The following is a 22,256-nucleotide window of genomic DNA, read 5'->3' as shown; positions in this document are numbered from 1 at the left end:
GCGTGGGCGCCGACGGGACTCACCCCGTCGGCGCCCACGCTCACGCGTTCCCCGGCGTCAGCCCAGGCGCGTCAGCCACTCGTGGACGGCGTGCGCGGTGGTCCCGGCGTGTTCCTCCAGCAGGGTGAAGTGGTTGCCGGGCACCTCCAGGCGGGTGTGGTCCAGCGGCCAGTCCGGGCGCCACAGCTGACGGGACGTGTCGCCCAGGACCTCGGACAGGGCCTCCGGCGAGGACGGCGCCACGAACAGCGTCGGCGTCGGCAGCGGACGGGGCTCCCAGCTCTCGAAGAGCTCCGCGTACCGCGCCATCGCCGTGAGCTGTTCGTCGTCGGCGGGGAGCTGGGGGTAGCGGTCGGCGAGCCAGCGGGTGATCGTGATCATGCCGTCGGCCAGGGCGCTGCCCGGCCGTGCCGGGGAGTCCAGCAGGACCAGCGCGGCGGCGGGTGTGCCGTCGGCCTCCAGCCGCCGCGCGATCTCGTGGGCCGGCCAGCCGCCCGACGAGTACGCCACCAACGCGAAACGCCGGCCGGCGAAGCGCCCCCGCAAGGCGGTGACCTGGCGGTCGATCGCCGCGTCCAGGGTCTGCGGGAGGGGGTCACCGGTGCCGTATCCCGGCATGCCGGTCGCCCACACCGGGCGCAGGCCGCGCAGGGCCATGGCCAGCCGCAGGTACTGGTGCGCGCCCGTGGGGGCGATCAGCGACGGCAGGCAGACCAGGCCCACCTCGTCCTTGCCCTCGGCCAGGTACAGCGTCTCCGGGTCGGGGGTGTCCGCGCCCGTGGTGAAGGCGGGGCGCAGCCGCGCGGCGCTCTTCAGCAGAGCGGCGCCCTGAGCCGGCGGCGCCGAGCGGACGGCCGCGTGGAACAGCGTTCCCAGCACCGGTTCCGCCACGTCCACGGCTCCCTCGTCCCGTACCGGCTCCGGGTGCAGTTCGGCCACCAGCGTGCGTACCTCTTCGGCGCGGTTCGCCATCAGGTACGCGGCGAGCCTGCCGACCGAGTCCTCCTCGAACAGCACGGTCGATGACAACTCGCCCAGGTCCTGGCGCAGTTCGTTGGTGAACTGGAGGACGAGAATCGAGTCCATGCCGTACTCGATGAACGAGGTGTCGGCGTCGATCTTCTCAGCGGGGACCCGGAGGGTTTCCGCGGCCCTGTCGGTGAGGTAGGCGGACAGGACCGTGACGGCGGACGAGGCGACGGGGACCGGCGAGGCCGGCGTGGCCCAAACAGCCGGGGCCGGGGTGATCGGGGCCGGGGTGGCCGGGAACGAAACCGGCGAAGCCGGCGTGCCCGAAACCGCCGGAGCCGGAGCCGAAACCGCCGGAGCCGACGCGGCCGGGGACGGAATCGGCGAGGCCGGCGTGGCCCAAACAGCCGGGGCCGGGGTGATCGGGGCCGGGGTGGCCGGGAACGGAACCGGCGAAGCCGGCGTGCCCGAAACCGCCGGAGCCGGAGCCGGAGCCGCCGGAGCCGCCGGGGGCGATGCGGCCGGGAACGGGGTGGTCGGGGCCTGGGCGGTTACGGGGCGGGAGGGTGTGGGAGCCGGTGTCGTCCGCTGTGCCGCTGCGGCGACCGCGCTCGTCGGCCCAGCCGTTCCAGCTCCGGACACCTTCTGCCTGCCGATCCCGTCACCCTCGGCGGCGATGATCTGCTGGCCCAGGTCACCGGCCGACGGCAGCAGCGACACCACCGACGTGAAGCCCTCGCCGCGCAGCACCTCCCGCCAGGCGTCCGGGGCCAGCGCCGGGGAGCCGGGGACGCGCAGCGGGACGTCCTGCGACAGCCACCAGCCTTCCAGGAGGCCGAAGGTGAGGTGGCTGAAGACGTCGAAGGCGGTCAGCTCGTTGAGGAGCAGCCAGCCCCGGTCGCGCAGCGCGGCCTTGGCATTGCGCAGCGTGTTACGCATGTCCCGCGTCGCGTGCAGGACGTTCGCCGCGACGACCAGGTCGTAGGAGCCCGCCTCGATGCCCTGCCCGGCGAGGGGCTGTTCGACGTCGAAGCGGCGGCAGTCCAGGTAGGGGGCGTCGGGGGTGTAGTTGGCCTGCGCCCGGTTGAGGAACGCCTTGGAGAGGTCGGTGTACGTGTACGTCTCGATGCTCGACGCGTAGGGGCGCAGCGCGGCGAACATGCCCACGCTCGTGCCGCCCGTGCCGGCGCCGATCTCCAGGATGCGGATCCGGGCGCCGGGGTCCTGGCGCAGCAGGCCGGCGACGATGCCGGAGGCCGCCGCGGACATCGTCCGGTTGAACGTGTCGGCGACCCGGTTGTTGCGGTAGCAGCCCTCGACCAGTTCGACGGAACCGCGCGGGAACATGACGTCGGTCGCGGGGACCCGCCCCGTGAGGATCGCCGGCAGGGACGCCAACGTCGCGTCGACGAGGGCGAGTTCGGCGGCCTTGTCGGGGTCGGCCGACCAGCGCGCGCACTCCTGCGCCCACCGCGCCTCAAGGACGTCGAGCGGCGCCGCCGACGCCGGCATGACCCGCAGGGAGTGGGCGAGCCAGGCGGAGTACCGCTCGTGGATGCCGCCGCGTGCGAGCCCGGTGGCTCCGTCCGGCACCGGCTCACCGGCCCGCACGACCCCCAGCGCCTCCAGGTGCGCCCGGATCAACTGCCCGAGCAGCGGGTCGCGTTCGTCGCGCCGCCACGCGGCGACACCGCGCAGCAGTTCCTCGTCGGCCTGCCCCGTGTGCGCGGCGACCGTCTCCGGAGGGACGCCCACGGACGCCCGCGCGTACACCGTCGTCCGCAGCGAGGGGTCGATCGGCTCGATGGCCCGGGGGTCGGCCAGCTTGACGTAGCTCGCCTGGGGCTGCGGGCCGGACAGGAGCGTGCCGAGGGCGGCCATGCCCTCCGGCGGCTCGATGGACTTCAGGCCCCAGCGGGCCATGCTCTGCTCGTGGAAGGCGGAGGCGACGCTGCCGACGGACCCCCACCAGCCCCAGTTCATCACCCGGACGGGGCAGGCGAGTTCGCGGCCCAGCAGGTTCGCGTACGCGTCGGCGAAGGCGCAGCCGGACGCGTAGTTGGACTGGCCCGCGGCCGTCACGAAGGACTGGAGCGAGGAGAAGAAGAGGACGAAGTCGAGGGGTTCGGCGGCGAAGACCTGGGCCATCGCCACACTGGTGTCGACCTTCGCCGCGAGCGCGGCGCGGAAGTCGGCCTCGGCCATGCCGGCCAGCCCCCGGTCACGCAGCACGAGCGCCGAGTGGACGACGCCGTCGACGCGCCCGTACCGGCCCTTGACGTCCTCGTACGCGGCGCGCAGCGCGGCCGGGTCGGTGGCGTCGGCGGCGAGGTAGCGGACCTCGCCGCGCCCGCGCGCCGCGTGCAGCCGGGCCGTGATGCCGGCGTCCTGGGGCCTGCGGCCGAGCCAGGTCACGCGGGCGCCGTGCCGCTCGGTGACGTGCCGCGTCCACGCCTCCCCGAGCCCGCCCGCGCCGCCGATGACGACGTACACACCGCCCTCGCGGTAGGGCACGGTCTCCAGGTGGGCCGAGGCGGTCGGGACGAGGCGGCGGCGCAGCCACTGGCCCGCGCGCCGGGCCCAGGTGCCGCCGGGGGTGCGGGCGGGCAGGCCGGACAGGCCGCCCGCCTCGTCGAGGTCGACGCGGCGGACGGTCCAGTGCCCGTACTCGTTCTCCAGGGAGCCGAACAGGCCGTGCAGGGCGGCGTGCGCGGGCCGGGTCGCCTCGCCCGCGTACGTGGCGAGGGCGCCCCTCGTGACCAGGGTGACGCCGAGCGGGCGGGCGTCGGCGCCGGTGCTCAGCAGGGCCTTGACCATGCGGAACGCGGCGATGACGCCGTCCTCCTGCGCGGCGGTGAAGCCGGCGGCGTCCGTCACGTGCGGTGCGGTGTCGGGGGCCAGCCACAGGAGGTGGTCGATGCCGCCCAGGGCCGTCAGCGCGGCGGCGGTCTCCTCGACCGTCGCGCCGGGCGCGAGCCGCCAGGCGCGGGCCTGCGGGAAGGTGCGCAGGACGTCGGCGAACCGCTCGTCCGTGGCGCCGACGACGAGCACCCGCTCCTGGCCGGACGCCGGGCCCCCCTCCTCGGCCGCCACCGGCTGCCACGCCGGGCTGAACAGCGCGGGCGCGGAGTCGGGGACGGCGCGCGAGGTGTAGCCGGTCAGCCGGACGCGGACCGCGCCCGCCTCGTCGACGAGGTCGATGTCGAGCCGGCCGGCGTCCACCACGCGGACCACCGACCACATCACCTCCTCGCAGGGGCCGAACAGCTCCAGCGTCTCCAGCGCGAACGGCACCCTGACGTCGCTCGCGTCGCCGTCGAGCGCGAGCGCGGCGGACGCCTGGACCGCCGAGTCCGTCAGCGCCGGGTGCAGGACGTACGGGTGCCCGGCGGGCGCGGTCAGCCGGGCGACGACCGTGCCCTCACCGACGTACGCCTCGTCGATCGCCCGCAGCGCCGGGCCGTGGGTGATACCGGCCGCGACCAGGGACTGCGTGATGCGGGTGCCGGGCACGCGGGTGGGGCAGGCGGCGCGCAGGGCGGGCAGGTCGAGGGGGGCGGGGGCCGGAGCGGCGGACGGCCGGACCCGGGCCTCGCTGTACGGGGGCCCGTCCGGGGCGCCGATCGTGACGGTGACTCCCTCGGCGTCCGGACGGACCGTCACCCGCGCCTCCAGCGGGCCGTCCACGGCCAGCGGGCGCACCCAGGTGACGTCGCGCATCCTCAGCCCGGCCGCCGGGTCCGTCCCCAGGACGCGGACGGCGGCCTCGCGGGCGAGTTCCAGGTGCACGACGCCGGGCAGGACCCGGCCGCCGCGCACCAGGTGGTCTCGCAGGAGGCGTTCGTCGCCGGTGAGGCGGACGGTGCCCTGGAGGGTGCCCGGGGCGGTGGGGTCGGGGGTCAGGTCGGTGAGGAAGGGGTCGGCGGCGGGGGGCGTCTGCGGGACGGCCGTCGCCTCGGGTGCCGGTGCCGGTGCCGGTGCCGGTGCCGGTGCCTGGGGCTGGGCCGGGGCGACCGGCGGTGTCCCCGTCGCCCAGTGGCTCTCGCGGGCGAACGGGTACGTCGGCAGGGGGACCCTGCGCAGGCCGTCCGGGAACACGCGCGCGAAGTCCAGTTCGGCGCCCCGGACGTGGAGTTCGGCGAGGGCGTTCAGGTCCGCCGGCGGCGTGGCCGGCGGCGCGGACGGCTTCGCCTCGCCCGTCACGGCGCGCGGTCCGCCGAGCCCCTGCTCCAGGACCCGCAGCAGGTCCTCGCGGTCGCGGACGACGCAGGCGTACCGGTGCGTGAAGTGCGCGCGGCCCACCGCGAGGGTCCAGGCGACGTCCCCGGCGTCCAGCGCCGTCTCCGCGCGGCAGTGCGCGGCCAGGCGGGCGACCTGCTCGGCCAGCTGCTCCCGCGAGCGCGCCGACAGGACGACCAGGTGGGCCGGGGCGTCGGCGCGCCCGGCGGGGCGGGCCGGGGGTTCCTCCAGGACGACGTGGGCGTTGGTGCCGCTCGCGCCGAAGGAGCTGACGACGCCCCGGCGCGGGCCGTGCGCGGGGGCCGGCCACGGCTCGGTGCGGGTGTTGACGTAGAAGGGGCTGCCGTCGAGCCGTACCGCCTCGTTGTTCCGCTCGAAGTGCAGGGAGGCCGGGATCTGCCGGTGCCGCATCGCGAGCAGCACCCGGAAGATGCCGGCGACACCCGCCGCGTACTGCGTGTGCCCGAGGTTCGTCTTGACCGAGCCCAGCGCGCAGTAGCCGGACCTGTCGGTGCCCTTGCGGAACGCGCGGGTCAGCGCCTGGAACTCGATCGGGTCGCCCAGCTTCGTGCCGGTGCCGTGCGCCTCGACGAGCTGGATCGTCCCGACGTCCACGCCGAACCTGTCGTACACCTGGCTCAGCAGCCGCTCCTGCGAGAGCGAGCTGGGCGCGGTGATGCCGTTCGTGGCGCCGTCGTGGTTCGTGCCGGACGCGCGGATCACGCCGTGCACGTGGTCGCCGTCCGCGAGGGCGTCGTCGAGGCGCTTCAGGACGAGGACGCCGACCCCCTCACCGGGGACGAAGCCGTCCGCGCGGTGGTCGAAGGCGCGGCAGCTTCCCGTCGGGGACAGCATGCCCGCGCGGCCGGCCAGGTCGAACAGGCGCGGGGTGGACTGCACGTACACGCCGCCCGCCAGCGCCATGCCGGTCTCGCCGGACCACAGGTCCTTGCAGGCCAGGTCCAGCGCGACGAGGGAACTGGAGCAGGACGTGTCGACCGCGATCGCCGGGCCCTTCAGGTCCAGGAAGTACGCGATCCTGCCGGGCACGATCGACCCCAGGTTCCCCCAGAACGCCTGCGCCGGCGCGTCCTCCCCGACGAGGCCGCGGTAGTCGCCCTCCCAGCAGCCGACGTACACCCCGCAGTCCCGCTCACGCATCGCCGTCCCGGCGTACCCGGCGTCCTCCAGCGCCTTCCACGACTCCTCCAGGAGCAGCCGCTGCTGAGGGTCCATCACCGCGGCCTCGACACCCGAGATGTTGAAGAACAACGGGTCGAACTCGTCGATCCGGTCCAGGAATCCGCCCCGGTTGCAGCGGGGGTTCCCGGCGTCGTCCGTCGCGGGCAGCGGCCACCGGACGGCCTCACCGGTGAGATCGTCCCCCGCCGCGAGATGCCGCCAGAGCTCATCGAGAGAGTCCGACCCGGCGAAACGCCCGCTCATACCGACGATGGCGATGGGGGGCCGGGAGGCGGAGGGGGACGGACGGCCGGAGGCGAACCCGGCCACCGGGCCCTCCGGCACGGCGACGCCGACCGCCGCGGGCGCCGGGGGCGGGGACGCGGGGGTGGGCTCGGGCGCGGGGGCGACGGCGCCGCCCGCCGGGAACCCGACTGCCGGGGCCGGGAACGCGGAGGTGCTGTTCGCGGGGAACCCGGGCGCCGGGGACAGCGGAGTGGCGGCGGGCTCGTGGGTCGCCGGGGCCCCCGGCACGGGGGCGACGCCGGTCGCCGCGGTCGTCGGCTGCGGCGTTGCCGCGAAGGTGATGGTCTCGCGGTGGTCGTCCAGGAGGTGGGTGATCAGGCGGTCGGCCGAGCTGTGGTCGTAGATGACGCTCGTCGTCAGGTCGAGGCCCAGCGTCCCGTTGAGCTCGTGCACGAAGCGCACGCCGAGGATGGAGTCGAGCCCGTACTCGGCGAAGGCACGCCGCCCGTCGATCTCCCGCTCGTCCATGGCCAGCGCGACGGCGAGCTTGGCGTGCACGGTGTCGCGGACGCGGTCGTCGAGCGGGGGCGCGGACTCGGCGGTGGCGGGGGCGGCGTACGCGGCACCCGCCCCGGGAGTCCCGTGGCCGGCGTTCGCTTCAGCGGTGTGCCCCGTGGGCGCCGTGCCGGGTTCGGGGGCTCCGTACGCGGTACCCGCCGGAGCGGCGCCGGGAGCCCGGTATCCGGCATCCGCCCCGGTGGTCCGCGCCGTGGGCGCTGTGCCGGGCTCGGGAGCCCCGTACGCGGTACCCGCCTCATGCCTGGCCGGGTCGGTGCCGGTCTCCGGGGCCGTGTAGCCCGCGCCCGCGCCGTCCGCCACCGCCTCCAGGTCGCCCGCCCAGTAGCGGTCCTGGGCGAAGGGGTAGGCCGGCAGGGAGATGCGGCGAGGGGTGGTGGGGGCGTGCAGGGCGGGCCAGTCCAGGGGGACGCCCTCGGTCCAGAGCGCGGCGAGCTTCGTGAGCTTGCGGGCCGCGGTCCAGCGCGTGACGAGGAGGTCGCGGAGGTCGTCGTCCTGCGTGAGTTCCAGGGCCGTGCCGCCCGGGCGGCCGGCGGTGCCCCGGAAGACGCCGGGGGCGGCGGGGTCGCCCGCGAGATGGGCCCGCAGGGAGGCGAGCAGGGCCGGCACCGACGCCGTGACCACGGCGAGGCGTTCGTCCCAGGCCACGCGGCCCGTCTGGAGGGTGAAGGCGAGATCCGCGAGGTCGGCCCCCGCGCCGGGACCGGCGAGGTGGTCGGCCAGGCGCTCGGCGTGGGCGCGCAGCTGTGCGGGCGTACGGGCGGACAGGACGACGAGCTGCTCCGCTCCTGCCTGGTCCGGCGCTCGGCCGGAGGCGGACTGGGACACGTGTTCCTCCAAGATGACGTGGGCGTTCGAGCCGCCCGCACCGAACGACGAGACCGAGGCCAGCCTCGGCCGGTCGCCGGGCCAGTCGGCGAGTTCGCGCTGGACGAAGAACGGGCTGCGGTCGAGGTCGAGGTTGGGGTTGAGTTCCTCGGCGTGCAGGCTGGGCACGAACTGCCGGTGCCGCAGTTGCAGCACGGCCTTGGTCAGCCCGGCGACGCCGGCGGCGGCCTCCAGGTGCCCGATGGACGACTTGACGGAGCCGAGCGCGCAGAACTGCCGCTCGTCCGTGTCCTGCTGGAAGGCGAGCGTCAGCCCGGTCACCTCGATGGGGTCGCCGAGCTGCGTGCCGGTGCCGTGCGCCTCGACGTACCCGATGTCGCGGGCACTCACCTCGGCGCGCTCCAGCGCGTCGCGGATCAGCTCGGCCTGGGCGACCGGGTTGGGCACGGTGTAACCGTGGGTGCGGCCACCGTGGTTGACGCTCGTGCCCCGGATCACCGCGAGCACCTGGTCGCCGTCGGCCTCGGCCCGCGAGAGGGGCTTCAGCAGGACCGCGCCGACCCCCTCACCGGGCACGAAGCCGTCGCCGCCCTTGCCGAAGCTGCGCAGTTTCCCCTCCGCCGAGAGCATGGTGGAGCGGCACAGCTCCACGTAGTCCAGCGGGTGCAGGTACAGGTTGACGCCGCCCGCGATGGCCGCCTCGCACGAGCCCTGGTGCAGGTGCTCGCACGCCTCGTGGATCGCGGTGAGCGACGCCGAGCACATCGTGTCGATGGTCATGCTCGGGCCCCGCAGGTCGAGCACGTGCGAGGTGCGCGCGCTGAGCGAGGCGAACGACAGCGCGGGGACGACCGTCTCCCCGGACGGCAGCCGCCGCGTGCCGTACCGGGCGTGGCCCGACTTGGTGACGCCGGCGAAGACGCCGACCCGGTGGTGGTGGCGGGCGCCGAGTTCCTCCGGGGTGTAGCCGGCGTCCTCCAGCACCTCCCAGGCCGCCTGGAGGAACAGGCGTTCCTGCGGGTCCATCGCGTAGGCGTCGCGGGGGGCGATGCGGAAGAACAGCGGGTCGAACCCGGCGAAGTCGTCCAGGAAGCCGCCCCACTTGCTGTAGCTGCGGCCGTTCGCGACGGCGGTGGCACGGGAGGGTTCGTAGAAGCCGTCCAGGGGCCAGCGGTCGGCGGGGACCTCACGGATGGCGTCCCGGCCGGCCTTGAGGTTGGCCCAGAACCGGGTGAGGTCCGGGGCGCCGGGGTAGCGGCCGGTCATGCCGATGACGGCGATGGGCTCGCGGGCGGCGGGGGCGGGCGTCCGGACGGTCCGGACGGCCGCTTCCGGCACGGGCGGCACGGGCGGCACGGGCTCAGGTACAGGCTCCGGTAGGGGCGACTGCCCCTTCGGCGCCAGGTGTTCAGCCAGTGCCCGCAGCGTCGGGAACTCGTAGAACACCGTCTTCGAGACCTCGCCGTACGCCAGCGCCAGCTCCCTGTTGAGCTGCACGATCATGATCGAGTCCAGCCCCAGGTCGTGCAGCGGGGCATCGCCGTCCACAGCTGTGGACGCGACCTTGGTGACCTGCGCGAAGATCTCGACGAGCCGGCGGAGGGCGTCGTCGACGGCACGGTCAGGAACAGGGACAGGAACAGAGACAGGAACTGGCACAGGAACAGGGGCGGGAACAGGGGCGGGGACGGCCGGAGCGCGGCTCGACCCGACGTCCGGGACCCTGCTCAGGTCCCCGTGATGGATCCAGACCTGCCCTTCCTCCCGCAATCCCCAGGCCCCCACCAGCGCTTCGACCCCGGCGGCGGACTCCATAGGCGCCAGCCCCCTGCTCGTCCAGAGCCGGGCGCGCACGGCGTCGTCGACCCGCATCCCGGCGTCCCGCCACAGCGGCCAGCCGAGCGACAGGGTCCGCCCGGACCGCTCCCCGGCGGCGACGCGCGCGTTGCGCAGTGCGGCGAAGGCGTCCAGGAAGGCGTTGGCGGTGGCGTAGTCCGCCTGGCCGGGGTTGCCGGTGACCGCGGAGCCGGAGGAGCACAGCAGCAGGAAGTCGAGCGGGGCGCGGCCCACGGCCCGGTCGAGGTGGACGACCGCGTCGGCCTTCGGCGCGAGGACGTCCCCCCATTCGTCCTCCGTCTTGTTGACGAGCGCCGCGTCCCGGACGACCCCGGCACAGTGGACGATGCCGTGCAACCGACCGGCCTCGCGGACGAGATGCCGGACCTCCTCCCACCGGGAGACGTCGGCCCGCGCGTACCGGGCGATGGCGCCGGCGCCGCGCAGCTCGCCGAGGAGCGCGTCGATGCGCGCGTCGCGCGGTGAGCGGCCGGTGAGCACGAGCGTCGGCCGTTCGACGTCCCGCGCGATGGCACGGGCGACGACGGCACCGACGCCCCCGGCACCGCCGGTGATCAGGTAGACGCCGCCGTCCCGCCAGGGCAGGACCCGCTCGCTCTGCGGCGCGGTGACGTCCCGCCAGACGAGCACGGAGCGGACGCCGCCCCGGTGGAGCACGACGTCGTCCTCGGCGGCGGCGTTCTCCGCGACCCGGGCGGCGACGGCCGCGCCGTCGAACTGCCCGTCGAGGCAGATGAGTTGCGCGGTGAGCGAGGGGTCCTCGGCGGCGGCGGTGCGCAGCAGCCCGGAGAGGGCGAGGTGGACGGTGTCGGCACCGGACACGGGCGCCACGACCTGCACGAGCGTGCGGCCGGGCGTCGCCTCGGCGACGACGTCCCGCACGGCCTGGAAGACCTGCCGTGAGACGTCCCCGAACCGGCTGTCGAGCCGCCGCTTACGGCTCCCGACGGTGACGCACCGCACCCCGGGCTCGATGAACTCCTGTGCACCGGCGGCGAGTTCACCGCACAGGATCACCACCCGCCGGGGCGGCACCTCGCCGGACCCGGCGACGGCCTTCGGCTCCCAGCGCGGCACGAGCAGCGCGGTCCCGGTGCCGGTCCCGGGCCGGGCGGCGTCACGCGCGGCCGACCCCGGGATCCAGTACCGCTCCCGGGCGAACGGGTAGACCGGCAGGTGGGCCCGCCGAGGCGTCGAACTCCCGTACAGCGCACGCCAGTCGACCGCGTCCCCGGCGATCCAGCGGGCCAGCGTGCGGGCGGGGCCGCCGTCCGTCACGGGGGTGTCGCCGGCCCGGCGGGTGACCGTGCCCCGGAGCCCGGTGTGCGGGCCGTCCTGCGTGAACGCCCTTAGTTCGGCGGCGAGTTCACGCCGCGAGCCGACCACCCAGCCGACCCGTTCACGCAGCGCCTCGCGCCCGCTCTGGAGGGTCCAGGCGAGGGAGGACAGCGGGACGTCGGTGCGTTCCAGGTGGGCCAGCAGGTCGCGGGCGACCTGGCGCAGCCGCTCGGGGGTGCGGGCCGACAGCGGGACGGCGACGGGGGCGGTGACCGAGGCGGCGTCGGCCTGCGCCGCGCCGGGCACGTACTCCTCCACCACCACATGGCAGTTCACGCCGCCGAACCCGAAGCTGCTGACACCCGCCCGCCGGGGCGAACGGCCGCGCGGCCAGGGCTCGTTCTCGCGGACGACGCGGAAGGGCCCCTTGTCGAGTTCGAGGTAGGGGTTGAGGTCGCCGGAGTGCAGGGCGGCGGGGATGGTGTCGTGTTTCATCGCGAGCAGCACCTTCAGCAGGCTCGCCACCCCGGCGGCGGCCTCCAGGTGGCCGATGTTGGTCTTCACCGAGCCCAGCGCGATGCCGGCGTCGTCCCCGGCGCCCAGCCTGCGGTACGCGGTGCGCAGCGCGCGGACCTCGACGGGGTCGCCGAGTTCCGTGCCGGTGCCATGGGTCTCGATGTAGTCGACGGTGTGCGGGTCGATGCCGCGCATCGCGGTGGCGACCAGGTCGGCCTGGGCGTCCGCGTTGGGCGCGGTGAGGGAGTTGGCGCGCCCGCCGTGGTTCTCCGCGCTGCCGACGAGGACGCCGAGGATGGCGTCGCCGTCGCGCTCGGCGGCGTCGAGCGGCTTGAGGACGAGGGCGCCGACGCCCTCGCCGCGCACGTACCCGTCCGCGTCCCGCGCGAAGGTGCGGCACCGGCCGGTCGGGCTGAGCATGCCGGCCCGGTGCGCGCTGACGAACGTGTCCACGCTGAGCAGCAGGTTGACCCCGCCGGCGATCGCGAGTTCGCACGCGCCGGAGCGGATCGCCTCCATCGCCCGGTGCACGGCGACCAGCGAACTGGAGCAGGCCGTGTCGATCGGCTCGCTCGGGCCCCGGATGTCGAGGACGTACGAGATCCGGTTGACGAGGATGGAGTGCGCGTTGCCCGTGGAGGTGAACGCGTCCGGCTCGACCCCGTACGTCGTCAGCAGCGTCGCGTAGTCCGTGCCGGAGACCCCGAGGTAGAGCCCGGTGTCACGCGGCAGGGCGCCGGGCGCGTACCCGCTGTCCTCGACGGCGTTCCACACCGTCTGGAGGGCGAGCCGGTGCTGAGGGTCCATCAGCTCGGCCTCACGCGGGTAGATCTGGAAGAACTCCGCGTCGAACGCGTCGACGTCGTCCACGACGCCCGCGTGCTTGGGGAACTCGGCCTCCTCGACGACCTTCGCGTACGCGGCGTCGTAGCGGTGGACGGGGAACCCGGTGACGCAGTCGCGGTTGCCGGCGAGGTTGGTCCAGTAGGCGTCCAGGTCGGGCGAGCCGGGGAAGCGTCCGGCGACGCCGATGACGGCGATGGGCATCGGCCGGCCGGGGTCGGCCGGGGCTTCTACGGGCCTGGCCTGGACGGGAGTTGCCACAACGGGCGGTTTCTGGACGGGAGTTGCCTCAACAGGAGGTTCCGGCACCGGAGTTGCCCCGCCCCCGGCCTCCCCCCGGGCCGCCCGTACCGCCTCCCCGTGCTCCTCGACCACGTACCGCCCCAGCGCGGCCAGCGTGTTCACGTCGAAGAACACCGCCGGCGTCGGTTCGGCCCCCAGCTCCTCCTTGATCAGCTTGGCGAACGCGACCAGCGACATCGAGTCGAACCCGAAGGCGTCGAACCCGGTGTGCGCGTCCAGTTCCTCGGCGTCGAACTTGAGGAGGTCGGCGGCGAGCAGCCGCAGCCGGTCGACGGCGAAGGCGACGAGGGAGTCCTCGTCCCGCGCCGGGACGGGCTCGACGGGCGCCGGCTCCGTCCGCACGGGGGCGGCCCGCACCGGCGTCTCGCGCCGCTCGGCCTCCGTGTACGAGGGCCCGGTCTGCGCCTCTCCCCACCGCATCCCGGTGAGTTCGGCGAGCACCGTCCCGTCCGCGCCGGTCAGCAGGACCCGCCCGGCCGAGGGGTCGAGGACGACGTGCGCGACCTCGTCGGCGCCGCGCGTGTCGTCGAAGACCCGCACCTCCTCGAACCCGCGTGGAACCTGCCGGGCCCAGTCGGCGGCCCCGTCCCGCTTGGCGGCGAGCCGCACGCCGTGCGCGACGGCCGCGAGGACGTGCGGCGCGATGCGCACGTCGCGCAGGACGTGGTCCTGGCGCACCTGAGGCACCCCGACGGCGAGGACGAGCCGCCCGTCCGCCAGCCAGGACGCCCCGGACACCCCGAACCGCACGGCCTCGGGCACGACACCCCCCTCGGCGAGTTCGGCCAGTACCCCGTCCCGGTCGAGCACGCGCACGGCGTCCTGGCGCACCTCGCCCGCCGGAGCGGGCCGCCCGTCCCCGGGCCGCACCACGAACTCGGCGACGACACTCCGCTCACCGTCCCGGTCCTCCCGCACCACGACCCCGACGCCCGCCTCCCGGCCGTCCGGCGTGAAGGTGGTCACCAGCCGTGCCGTCTCCCCCCAGGGGACCGGCCCGTACAGCCGCAGCCCGCTCACCCGGGGACTCGCCGCGAACCCGGTCGCCCTGCCCACGGCCAGCGCCAGGTCGACGGCGAACGTCGGGACGATCCCGCGCACCTTGTCGCGGGCGTACCCGTAGTCGGCGAGGTCGTCGAGGTGGACGTCGAGGACGTACCGCAGCCCGTCGACGTCGGACCGGTTGGCCCCGAGGAACGGGTGGACCTTCTCCCGCACCGCCAGCGGGGCGAGGACGCTCGGCGCGCCCGGCTCGGGCTCCGTCCAGCAGCGCACCCGCTCGAACGGGTACGCCGGCAGCGAGATCCGCCGGGGCGGACGCCCGCCCGTCAGGGGCGCCCAGTCGACGCCGGTGCCGCCCGCCCAGTCGAGGGCGAGGCCGCGTACGGCCGGGTCCGCGCCGGCCAGCGCGGCGTCCTGGTCGCGCCCGCCGGCCAGGTAACGGTCGACGGACGCGACGGCTTCGGCGCGGCCCTTCGCCACGAAGGCCCAGCGGCGCGGCAGTTCGTTCTTGCCGACGCGCAGGGTGTGGGCGATGGACGGCAGGTCGGCCTCGTCGGCCGCCGCGAGGTAGTCGCGGAACCGGGCCAGCGAGGTCTCCAGCGCGGCGTCGGTCATCGCGGAGAACACGAACAGCTCGGCGCCGCGCGGCCGTCCGTCGTCCGGGCGGGCCGGGGCGACGTACTCCTCGACGACGATGTGCGAGTTCATGCCGCCCGCGCCGATGGACGTGATGCCCGCGCGCCGGGGGTGGACGGTCGTCACCCCGTTCTCGGCCGTCACCGCGGGTTTCCACTCGGCCAGTTCGCGCTGCACGCGGAACGGCGTGTCCTCGAAGGCGATGTCCGGGTTCAGCTCCTCGCTGTGCAGGGACGGCACGAGGGTGCGCTTCCTGAGCTGGAGCAGCACCTTCGCGAAGCCGATCATCCCGGCCGCGTGCAGCAGGTGGCCCATGTTCGACTTGACCGACCCGAGCGCGCAGAACTGCTTGTCCGGCGTGTACTTGCCGAACGCCGAGGTCAGCGCCCGGACCTCGATCGGGTCACCGAGGGAGGTGCCGGAGCCGTGGCCCTCGACGTAGGTGATCGTGCGGGGGTCGACGCCGGAGTCGTCGATGGCCTTCTCGATCGCGCGGGCCTGCATACGGGGGTTGGGGACGGTGAACCCGTTGCGCACCCCGGCGTTGGACAGCGCGGTGCCCTTGATGACGGCGTACACCTGGTCGCCGTCGCGCTCCGCCTCCACCAGCGGCTTCAGCACCACCGCGCCGACGCCCTCGCCGAGGATCGTGCCGTCCGCGCCGTGCCCGAAGCTGCGGATGACGTCGGAGGTGGCGGTGGTGAAGTGCTCGTGCGAGGAGGTGATCAGGTTGTAGGGGTGCAGCAGCAGGTTGACGCCGCCGGCGACGACCATTTTGCACTCGCGGGCCCGCAGCATCTGCACGGCCTGGTGGACGCAGGTCGAGGAGCCCGAGCACATGGTGTCCAGGAAGATCGACGGTCCCGTGAAGCCGTAGAAGTACGACAGGGTGTTGGGGATCGTCGCCGTGTAGCTCCCGGTCGCCGGGGCGCCCCTGGTCAGGCTGTTCTGGAACCCGTACAGGTTGTAGTGGTTGCTCATCGTGCCGACGAGCACGCCGACGTCGCCGTCGTAGCGGCGCTGCAGCGTCTCGCGCGAGTAGCCGGCGTCCTCCAGCGCCTCGACGCCGACCTGGAGGAAGAGCCGCACCTCCGGCGACATGCGTTCCGCGTCCCGCTTCGAGATGCGGAAGTAGCGGGGGTCGAAGGTGTCGATCTCCCGCAGGAACGTGCCGGTCCTGATCGCGCTCTTGCCGGGGACGCTGCGCTCGGGGCTGTGGATCGCGTCGTGGTCCCAGCGCTCGCGGGGCACCTCCTGGAAGAGGTGGCGGCCCTCTTCGAGGACGGTCCACAGCTCGTCGAGGGTGTCGGCACCGGGGTAGCGGCCGGAGACGCCGACGATCGCGATGTCGTGGTAGTCGTCGCGGTCGGCGGGGCCGGCGGGGACGGGTTCACGGACGACGAGAGCGGGAGCGGGGGCCGGGTCGGGGGCGACGTACTCGGGCTCCGCCGCCTGCGCCCCGGTGTCCTGTGCCCCGGTGTCCTGTGCCCCGGTGTCCTGGCCGAAGCGGGCCTCCAGTGTCGGCCGGTGTTCCTCGATCAGGTAGCCGACGACGCCCGCGATGTCGACGTACTCGAAGAACAGCGTCTTGGGCAGCGGGCCGAAGATCTCGCCGAGGCGTTCCGTCGCCTCCAGCACGCCGATCGAGTCGATGCCGTACTCGATGAGGCCGACCTCCGGTTTCAGGTGCGCCGGGTCGTGGTGCAGGACCTCGCCGAGGACCTCCTTCAGCAGGTCCGCCGTCCGGGCGGTGAGGTCGGCCTCGGTGAGCGCGGCGGCCGGAGCGGCCGGCGCGGCGGGGCGGAGTGCCGACCCGGCACGGGGCTCCGCCGCCGCGAGGGACGCCTCGGCGCCGTACGCGACGACGACGTGCTCCGGCGTGTCCCGCAGGGCCGCGCCCAGCACCCGCAGCCCCGCCTCCGTGGGCAGCGGCTCCCAGCCGCGCCGGCGCCGCATCGACGCGAGCGTCACGTCGTCGACCGTCATCCCGCCGTCCGCCCACAGCGGCCAGCTCACGGCCACCGTACGGCCGTGGCGCTCACCGGCGTCCACGAGGGCCTGCCGGTCGTGGGCGAAGGCGTCCAGGAACGCGTTGGCCGCCGCGTAGTCGCCCTGGCCCGGGTTGCCGTAGACGCCGGCGACGGAGGAGAACAGGACGAGGAAGTCGAGCGGGACGCCCCGGGTGGCGGCGTCGAGGTGCAGCACGCCGCTCACCTTGGGCCGCAGCACCTCGGCCACGTCCCCGGGCTCCTTGGTCAGCAGGTACCCGTCCCGCAGCGTCCCCGCCGCGTGGACGATCCCGTCCAGCGAGCCGTGCTCGCGCAGGATGCCCCGGACGGCGCGTTCGACGTCCGCCGCGCTGCCGACGTCGGCGGCGAGGTAGTGCGCGTCGACCCCGGCCGCCCGCAGCTCCTCGACGGCGGCGCGGGTCCCCTCCCCTTCGGTGCGCCCGCTCAGGACGACGGTGACGCCCGCGCACCGCGCGAAGTACCGGGCGACACTGCGCCCGATCCCGCCGAGCCCGCCGGTCACCCAGTACACGCCGCCGTCCTTGAGCGCCGGCACGTGCGCGTCGAGCCCGATCTCCACGGGCTCCGGCCGCCACACCTGCCGTACACCGTCGGCAGCGCGGCGGACCTCGGCGTCGTGGACGGCCGTGTCCCCGGCCTCCGCCCGCACCAGCTCCGCGACCTGCCCGGCCGGGGCGTTCGCGAACCCGGCGACGCGCACGACGCGCCCCGAGACGGACGGGTTCTCCAGGTTCAGCGTGCGCAGGAGCCCGGTGAGCGGCGCGTGGAACCGCCGGGGCACCCGGTCGTCGACGAGGACGAGGAACCGGTGCGCCCCCTTGGGCCTGGCCCGCAGCACTTCTTGAACCCGCCCGACGACGAGGTCGAGCACCGCCGCGACCCCGTCCGCGACCGCGTCGGGGGTGACGGCGGGCAAGGCGGTGAAGGGCATCCCGGCGGCGGCGGAGACCTCGGCGGCGTACGCGTCGGTCCGCCCGGCGAGGAAGCCGTGCACGGTGACGCCGTCGGCGGGGCCGCTGACGTCCGCCGGGACCCAGCGGGAACCGGCGGCGACGAGCGGCGACCCGTCGAAGGCCGACGCTTCGGCAGCCGGGACGCGCGCCTCGTCGGCGTCGCCCGCAGGGGCCACCGTCCGCTGCGCCAGCCCCCGCAGCCGCACGCGGACCGCGCCCGTGTCGTCGCACAGGTCGACGTCGAACGTCGCGAGCCCCTTCCCGCCGCCCCGGTGCCTGACCCACGCCCACATCGTGTCGGCGCAGGGCGCGTGGACGTCGAGCCGGTCGAGGGCGAACGGCAGGGAGAGGTTGCGGCCCGCCTCGGGGGACAGGGCCGCCCCCAGGAGGACCGACGCCTGGAGCGCGGCGTCCAGGACGCTCGGCGGCAGCGCGACGGCGGGGTCCGCGACGTCGGCGGCGGGGCGCTGGAGGCGGGCCAGCAACTGCCCCTCGCCCAGCCGGATCTCGGCGAGCCCGCGCATCGCGGGGCCGTATTCGAGGCCGGCCGCGTGCAGGGCCGTGTACGCCTCGCCGGGGTCGCGGGAGGTCGCGCAGGACGCCCGCAGCGCGACGAGGTCGAGGCGCTCGGGCTCGTCGTCCGCCCCCACCGAGGCCGTGCCCCGGCTGTGGACGACCGCTGTGCCGCCGTCCGTCGTGCGGAGTTCGTACGCGAGGGTGCCGTCGGGCCGCCCGGTGACCACGACATGGGCCTCGACCGGGCCGCCGTCGACCGTCAGCGGGCGCAGCCAGGCCGTGTCGGTCAGCCGGACGGACGCGCCGGTGCCGGACACGGCGTGCACGACGGACGCGCGGGCCAGCTCCAGCTGGGCGGCGGCGGGCAGGACCCGGGTGCCGTGGACGCGGTGCGCGTCGAGGAAGGGCTCGGTGCCGGTGAACACGCAGGTGTGGCGGTGTTCGCCGAGGGTGGAGGTGTTGCGGGGGACGAGGGGGTGCGCCGCACCCTGGTCCTCGTCCGGCCGGGTACGGAACCAGTGCCGGTCCCGTGCGAACGGGTACGTGGGCAGCCGTACCCGGCGCGCCCGGGCGTACCCGGGAAGCGTGGCCCAGTCGGCGTCGCCGCCCTCGGCCCAGCGCGTGGCGAGGCCGCCGTCGTCGGGGCCTCCGTGCGCGGCGCCCTCGGGCAGCGTGCCGTCCACGAACTCGGCGAGCAGGCCGAGCAGTTGACGGGTGTCCGCCACCACGAAGGCGACGCGGGACGCCATCGGCTCACGCCCACGCTGGAGGGTGTGCGCGAGATCGCGCAGAGCCGTCGACCCGTCCGTCTCCAGGAACTCCCGCAGCCGCCGCGCCACCTCCTTCAGCCGCTCGGGGCTGCGCGCCGACAGCGGCACGACGTACGGCCCGGCGGTCTCGCCGGGGTCCGTGTCCGCCTGCTCGGCGGGGACGTACTCCTCCAGCACGACGTGCGCGTTGGTCCCCCCGAACCCGAACGAGCTGACGCCGGCCCGGCGCGGGGTGGGCGCGTCCCACGGCTGGGTCTCGCGGACGATCCGGAAGGGGCTGCCGTCGAGGTCGATGAGCCGGCTCTGCTCCTCGAAGCCGACGGTCGCCGGCAGCACCTTGCCCGCGAGCGCGGCGATCACCTTGGCGATGCCGGCGATGCCCGCGGCGCCTTCGAGGTGCCCGATGTTGGTCTTGACGGAGCCGATGCCGACGGAGTCCGGCGCCGGCCGCGTGCCCTGGGCGTCGTGCAGGCTCCGGAAGGCGCGTTTGAGGGCGATGATCTCGATGGGGTCGCCGACGGGCGTGCCGGGTCCGTGGGCCTCGATGTAGGAGACGGTCTCGGGGCGGATGCCGGCGCGGGTGTAGAGGCCCTCGACGAGGTCGGACTGCGCGGCCGGGTTGGTGACGGTGAGGGAGCTGGTGCGCCCGCCGTGGTTGGTGGCGGCGCCCCGGATGACGGCGTGCACGAGGTCGCCGTCGGCGACGGCCCGGGCGAGCGGCTTGAGCAGCAGGACCGCGCCGCCCTCGCCGCGTACGTATCCGTCGGCGCCCTGGTCGAAGGCGCGGCAGCGGCCGGTGGGCGAGAGCATGCCGGCCTGGCTGAAGGCGACGAAGTGCTTGGGCGACCAGCAGAGGTTGACCCCGCCCGCGAGGGCGAGTGCGCAGTCCCCGTTGCGGAGGGCGGTGACGGCCTCGTACACGGAGACCAGCGAGCTGGAGCAGGCCGTGTCGTTGGTGATGCTGGGGCCTTGCAGGTCGAACCAGTAGGAGACCCGGTTGGAGATGATCGAGTAGGCGGTGCCGGTGGGGAAGTAGGCGTCGGTCTTGGCCCCGTCGCGCTCCATCAGCTCGGCGTAGTCGGCGTGGCAGACGCCCATGAAGACGCCGGTGCGGCTGCCGGCGAGTTCACCGGCGCGCAGGCCGGCGTCCTCGACGGCGTGCCAGGCGAGTTCGAGGGCGAAGCGCTGCTGGGGGTCCATGCTCTCCGCCTCGCGCGGGGAGATGCCGAAGAACGCGGCGTCGAAGCGGTCGGCGTGCTCGACGAAGCCGCCCCAGACGCTGCTGGTCTTCTCGGCGCCGCGCTTGGGGCTGCCGAACCAGCGCTCCTTGGACCAGCGTTCGGGCCCGACCTCGGAGATCAGGGAGCGGCCCTCGGTGAGGTGGCGGGAGAACTCGCCCAGGGTGTCGGCGCCGGGCAGGCGCAGGGCGAGGCCGATGACCGCGACGGCGTCGGTGTCGTCCGTGGTGTGTGCGGCGTCTGCGGTGTCTGCGGAAACGTTCCGCCGCTGGTCCGGGCTCATCGCTGCCCCCCGGTCAGCAGCGGGCTGCCGTGCCGTCGGTCGATCACGGTCGTCAGGTTCATCTCGGCGGCCTGTGGGATCCGCATGTCTTCTCCCCGGTCCATCACGAACTGTCGGTTGAGCACGGCGGTCGAGAGCAGGTGGATGAACGCCTGGTCCTCCTTCGTGCTGGCCTCGGGCCCCTCGGCGGCCAGGACCTTGTCGACGAGGCGTTTCGCGAACACCGGGTCGATGCCGTCGATCTGGGCCAGCTCGTGCTCGGAGAGCACCAGTTCGAGGTAGTCGGGCCGGTGCTCGCGGAAGGCGGTGCTGCCCGGCGCGCGGTAGGGCTGCTTGCGCCGGGTGAGGGGCCCGGCCGGGAGGACGTCGCGGAACGCCTCCTTGAGGACGGCCTTCTCCTCCCACCCGTCGTCGAAGCGCAGGTTGACGAGCGCGGCGGCGCGCACGACGGCCGGGTCGAGGAACGGGCACCGGTTCTCGACGCCGTGCGCGAGCCCCATCCGCTCGCCCTGGCTGGAGAGCAGATAGCCGGCGAGGAGGGTCTTGAACTCCAGCCACTGCGCCTTCTGCGTCGGCGACAGGGCGGCGTAGCCGGGGGTGTCGCGGACGAGGGCGAGCAGGTCGGCGAACGGCTCGGCGCGGTCCTTGAGCAGCCGCTGCGCGAACCGGCCGTTCTGGTAGCGCAGTTCGTGGGAGAACAGCCCCTCCAGGCGCTCCTCGGTGAACTGGCTGAGCAGTCCGCTCACATGGACCTGGTGCTCGGGCCCGAAGTGGGCGAGTTCGGGGTGCAGGACGGCGATGCGCTCCTGGCGCTCCTCGGCGGTGAGCCGGTGCCAGCCGGCGCGCAGCATCGTCTCGCGGAAGAGGGAGTAGCCGAGGAACGCCTCGTCGGCGCCCTCGCCGCTGAGGATCGTCTTGATACCGGCGTCGCGCACATGCCGGGAGAGCAGGTACATCGGGACCAGCGCCGTGCGGAACACGGGGACCTCGGCGTGGTGGATCGCCGCCGGGAAGTTCTCGACGACGTCCGCCGTGGAGATCGCGATGGACGAGTGCCGGGTGCCGAGGTGGCGGGCGACCTCGTGCTGGGCGCTCGACTCGTCGAGGGCGCGGTCCTCGAACTCCACGGAGAACGTGCGGACCTCGTGCGCGGAGAGATCGGTGGCGAGCCGCGCGACGATCGACGAGTCGAGGCCGCCGCTCAGGTAGACGCCGACCTCGACGTCGCTGCGCAGCCGCACCTCGACACTGGTGCGCAGGGTGTCGCGGACCAGGGCCGCCGCGTCGGCCGCCGTGCCGGTGAACGGGGGCGCGTCGACGGCGAGTTCCTCGTACGTGTGCAGTTCGATGCGGCCGTCGCGCCGGGTGAGCAGGCTGCCGGGCGGCAGCTGGCGGACGCCCTTGAACGGGGTGCGGTCCGGGAGGGGGGTCCAGATGCCGTAGATGGACTTCAGCTCGTGCGGGTCGAGCGCGAAGCGGAAACCGGGATGGGCGCGGAACGCCTTCATCTCCGAGGCGAACAGGAACCCGTCGGGGCGGTCCGCGTAGAACAGGGGGCGTTTGCCGTACCGGTCGCGGGCGATGAAGAGCTCGTCCGTGAGCGCGTCGCGGACGGCGAAGGCGAACGCCCCGTTGAAACGGCTCAGGCAGGACGGGCCCCACTGGATCCACGCCTGGAGGACGACCTCCGTGTCCGAGCGGGTACGGAACTGGCGGCCGAGTCCGCTGAGTTCCTCCCGCAGCTCGATGTGGTTGTACAGCTCGCCGTTGAAGCAGATCCAGTAGCGCTCGGTGGAGTCCGGCATGGGCTGCGCGCCGGACGCGAGATCGACGATCGCGAGCCGCACGGTGCCCATCGCCAGGCCGTCGTCGAGGTAGTACCCGGCTTCGTCGGGGCCTCGGTGGCGGATGCGGGAGAGCATGCCGGTGATGACGGCCGGCTGGGTGCCGGGGACGAGGGCCGGGGAGACGAAGCCCGCGATTCCGCACAT

Annotated in this window: 2 protein-coding genes; both read right to left on the bottom strand. The window is 74.6% G+C overall.

Annotated features, from left to right (window positions below; genetic code table 11):
• Positions 1 to 57: 57 nt before the first annotated feature.
• Complete coding sequence (locus tag ACQCO7_RS19675; protein WP_464073098.1) at positions 58 to 20,265, bottom strand: SDR family NAD(P)-dependent oxidoreductase; 20,208 nt, start codon at positions 20,263 to 20,265, stop codon at positions 58 to 60.
• Entirely contained in the window at positions 20,262 to 22,256 is a 1,995-nt protein-coding gene (gene asnB, locus ACQCO7_RS19670; RefSeq protein ID WP_464073097.1) for an asparagine synthase (glutamine-hydrolyzing), read from the bottom strand. Before asnB ends, ACQCO7_RS19675 begins: the two co-directional genes overlap by 4 nt.

The sequence above is a fragment of the Streptomyces saintjeani genome (genome assembly GCF_055409605.1).
Note: the sequence above shows the minus strand (reverse complement) of the source record. Positions and strands in the feature narration are given on the sequence as shown.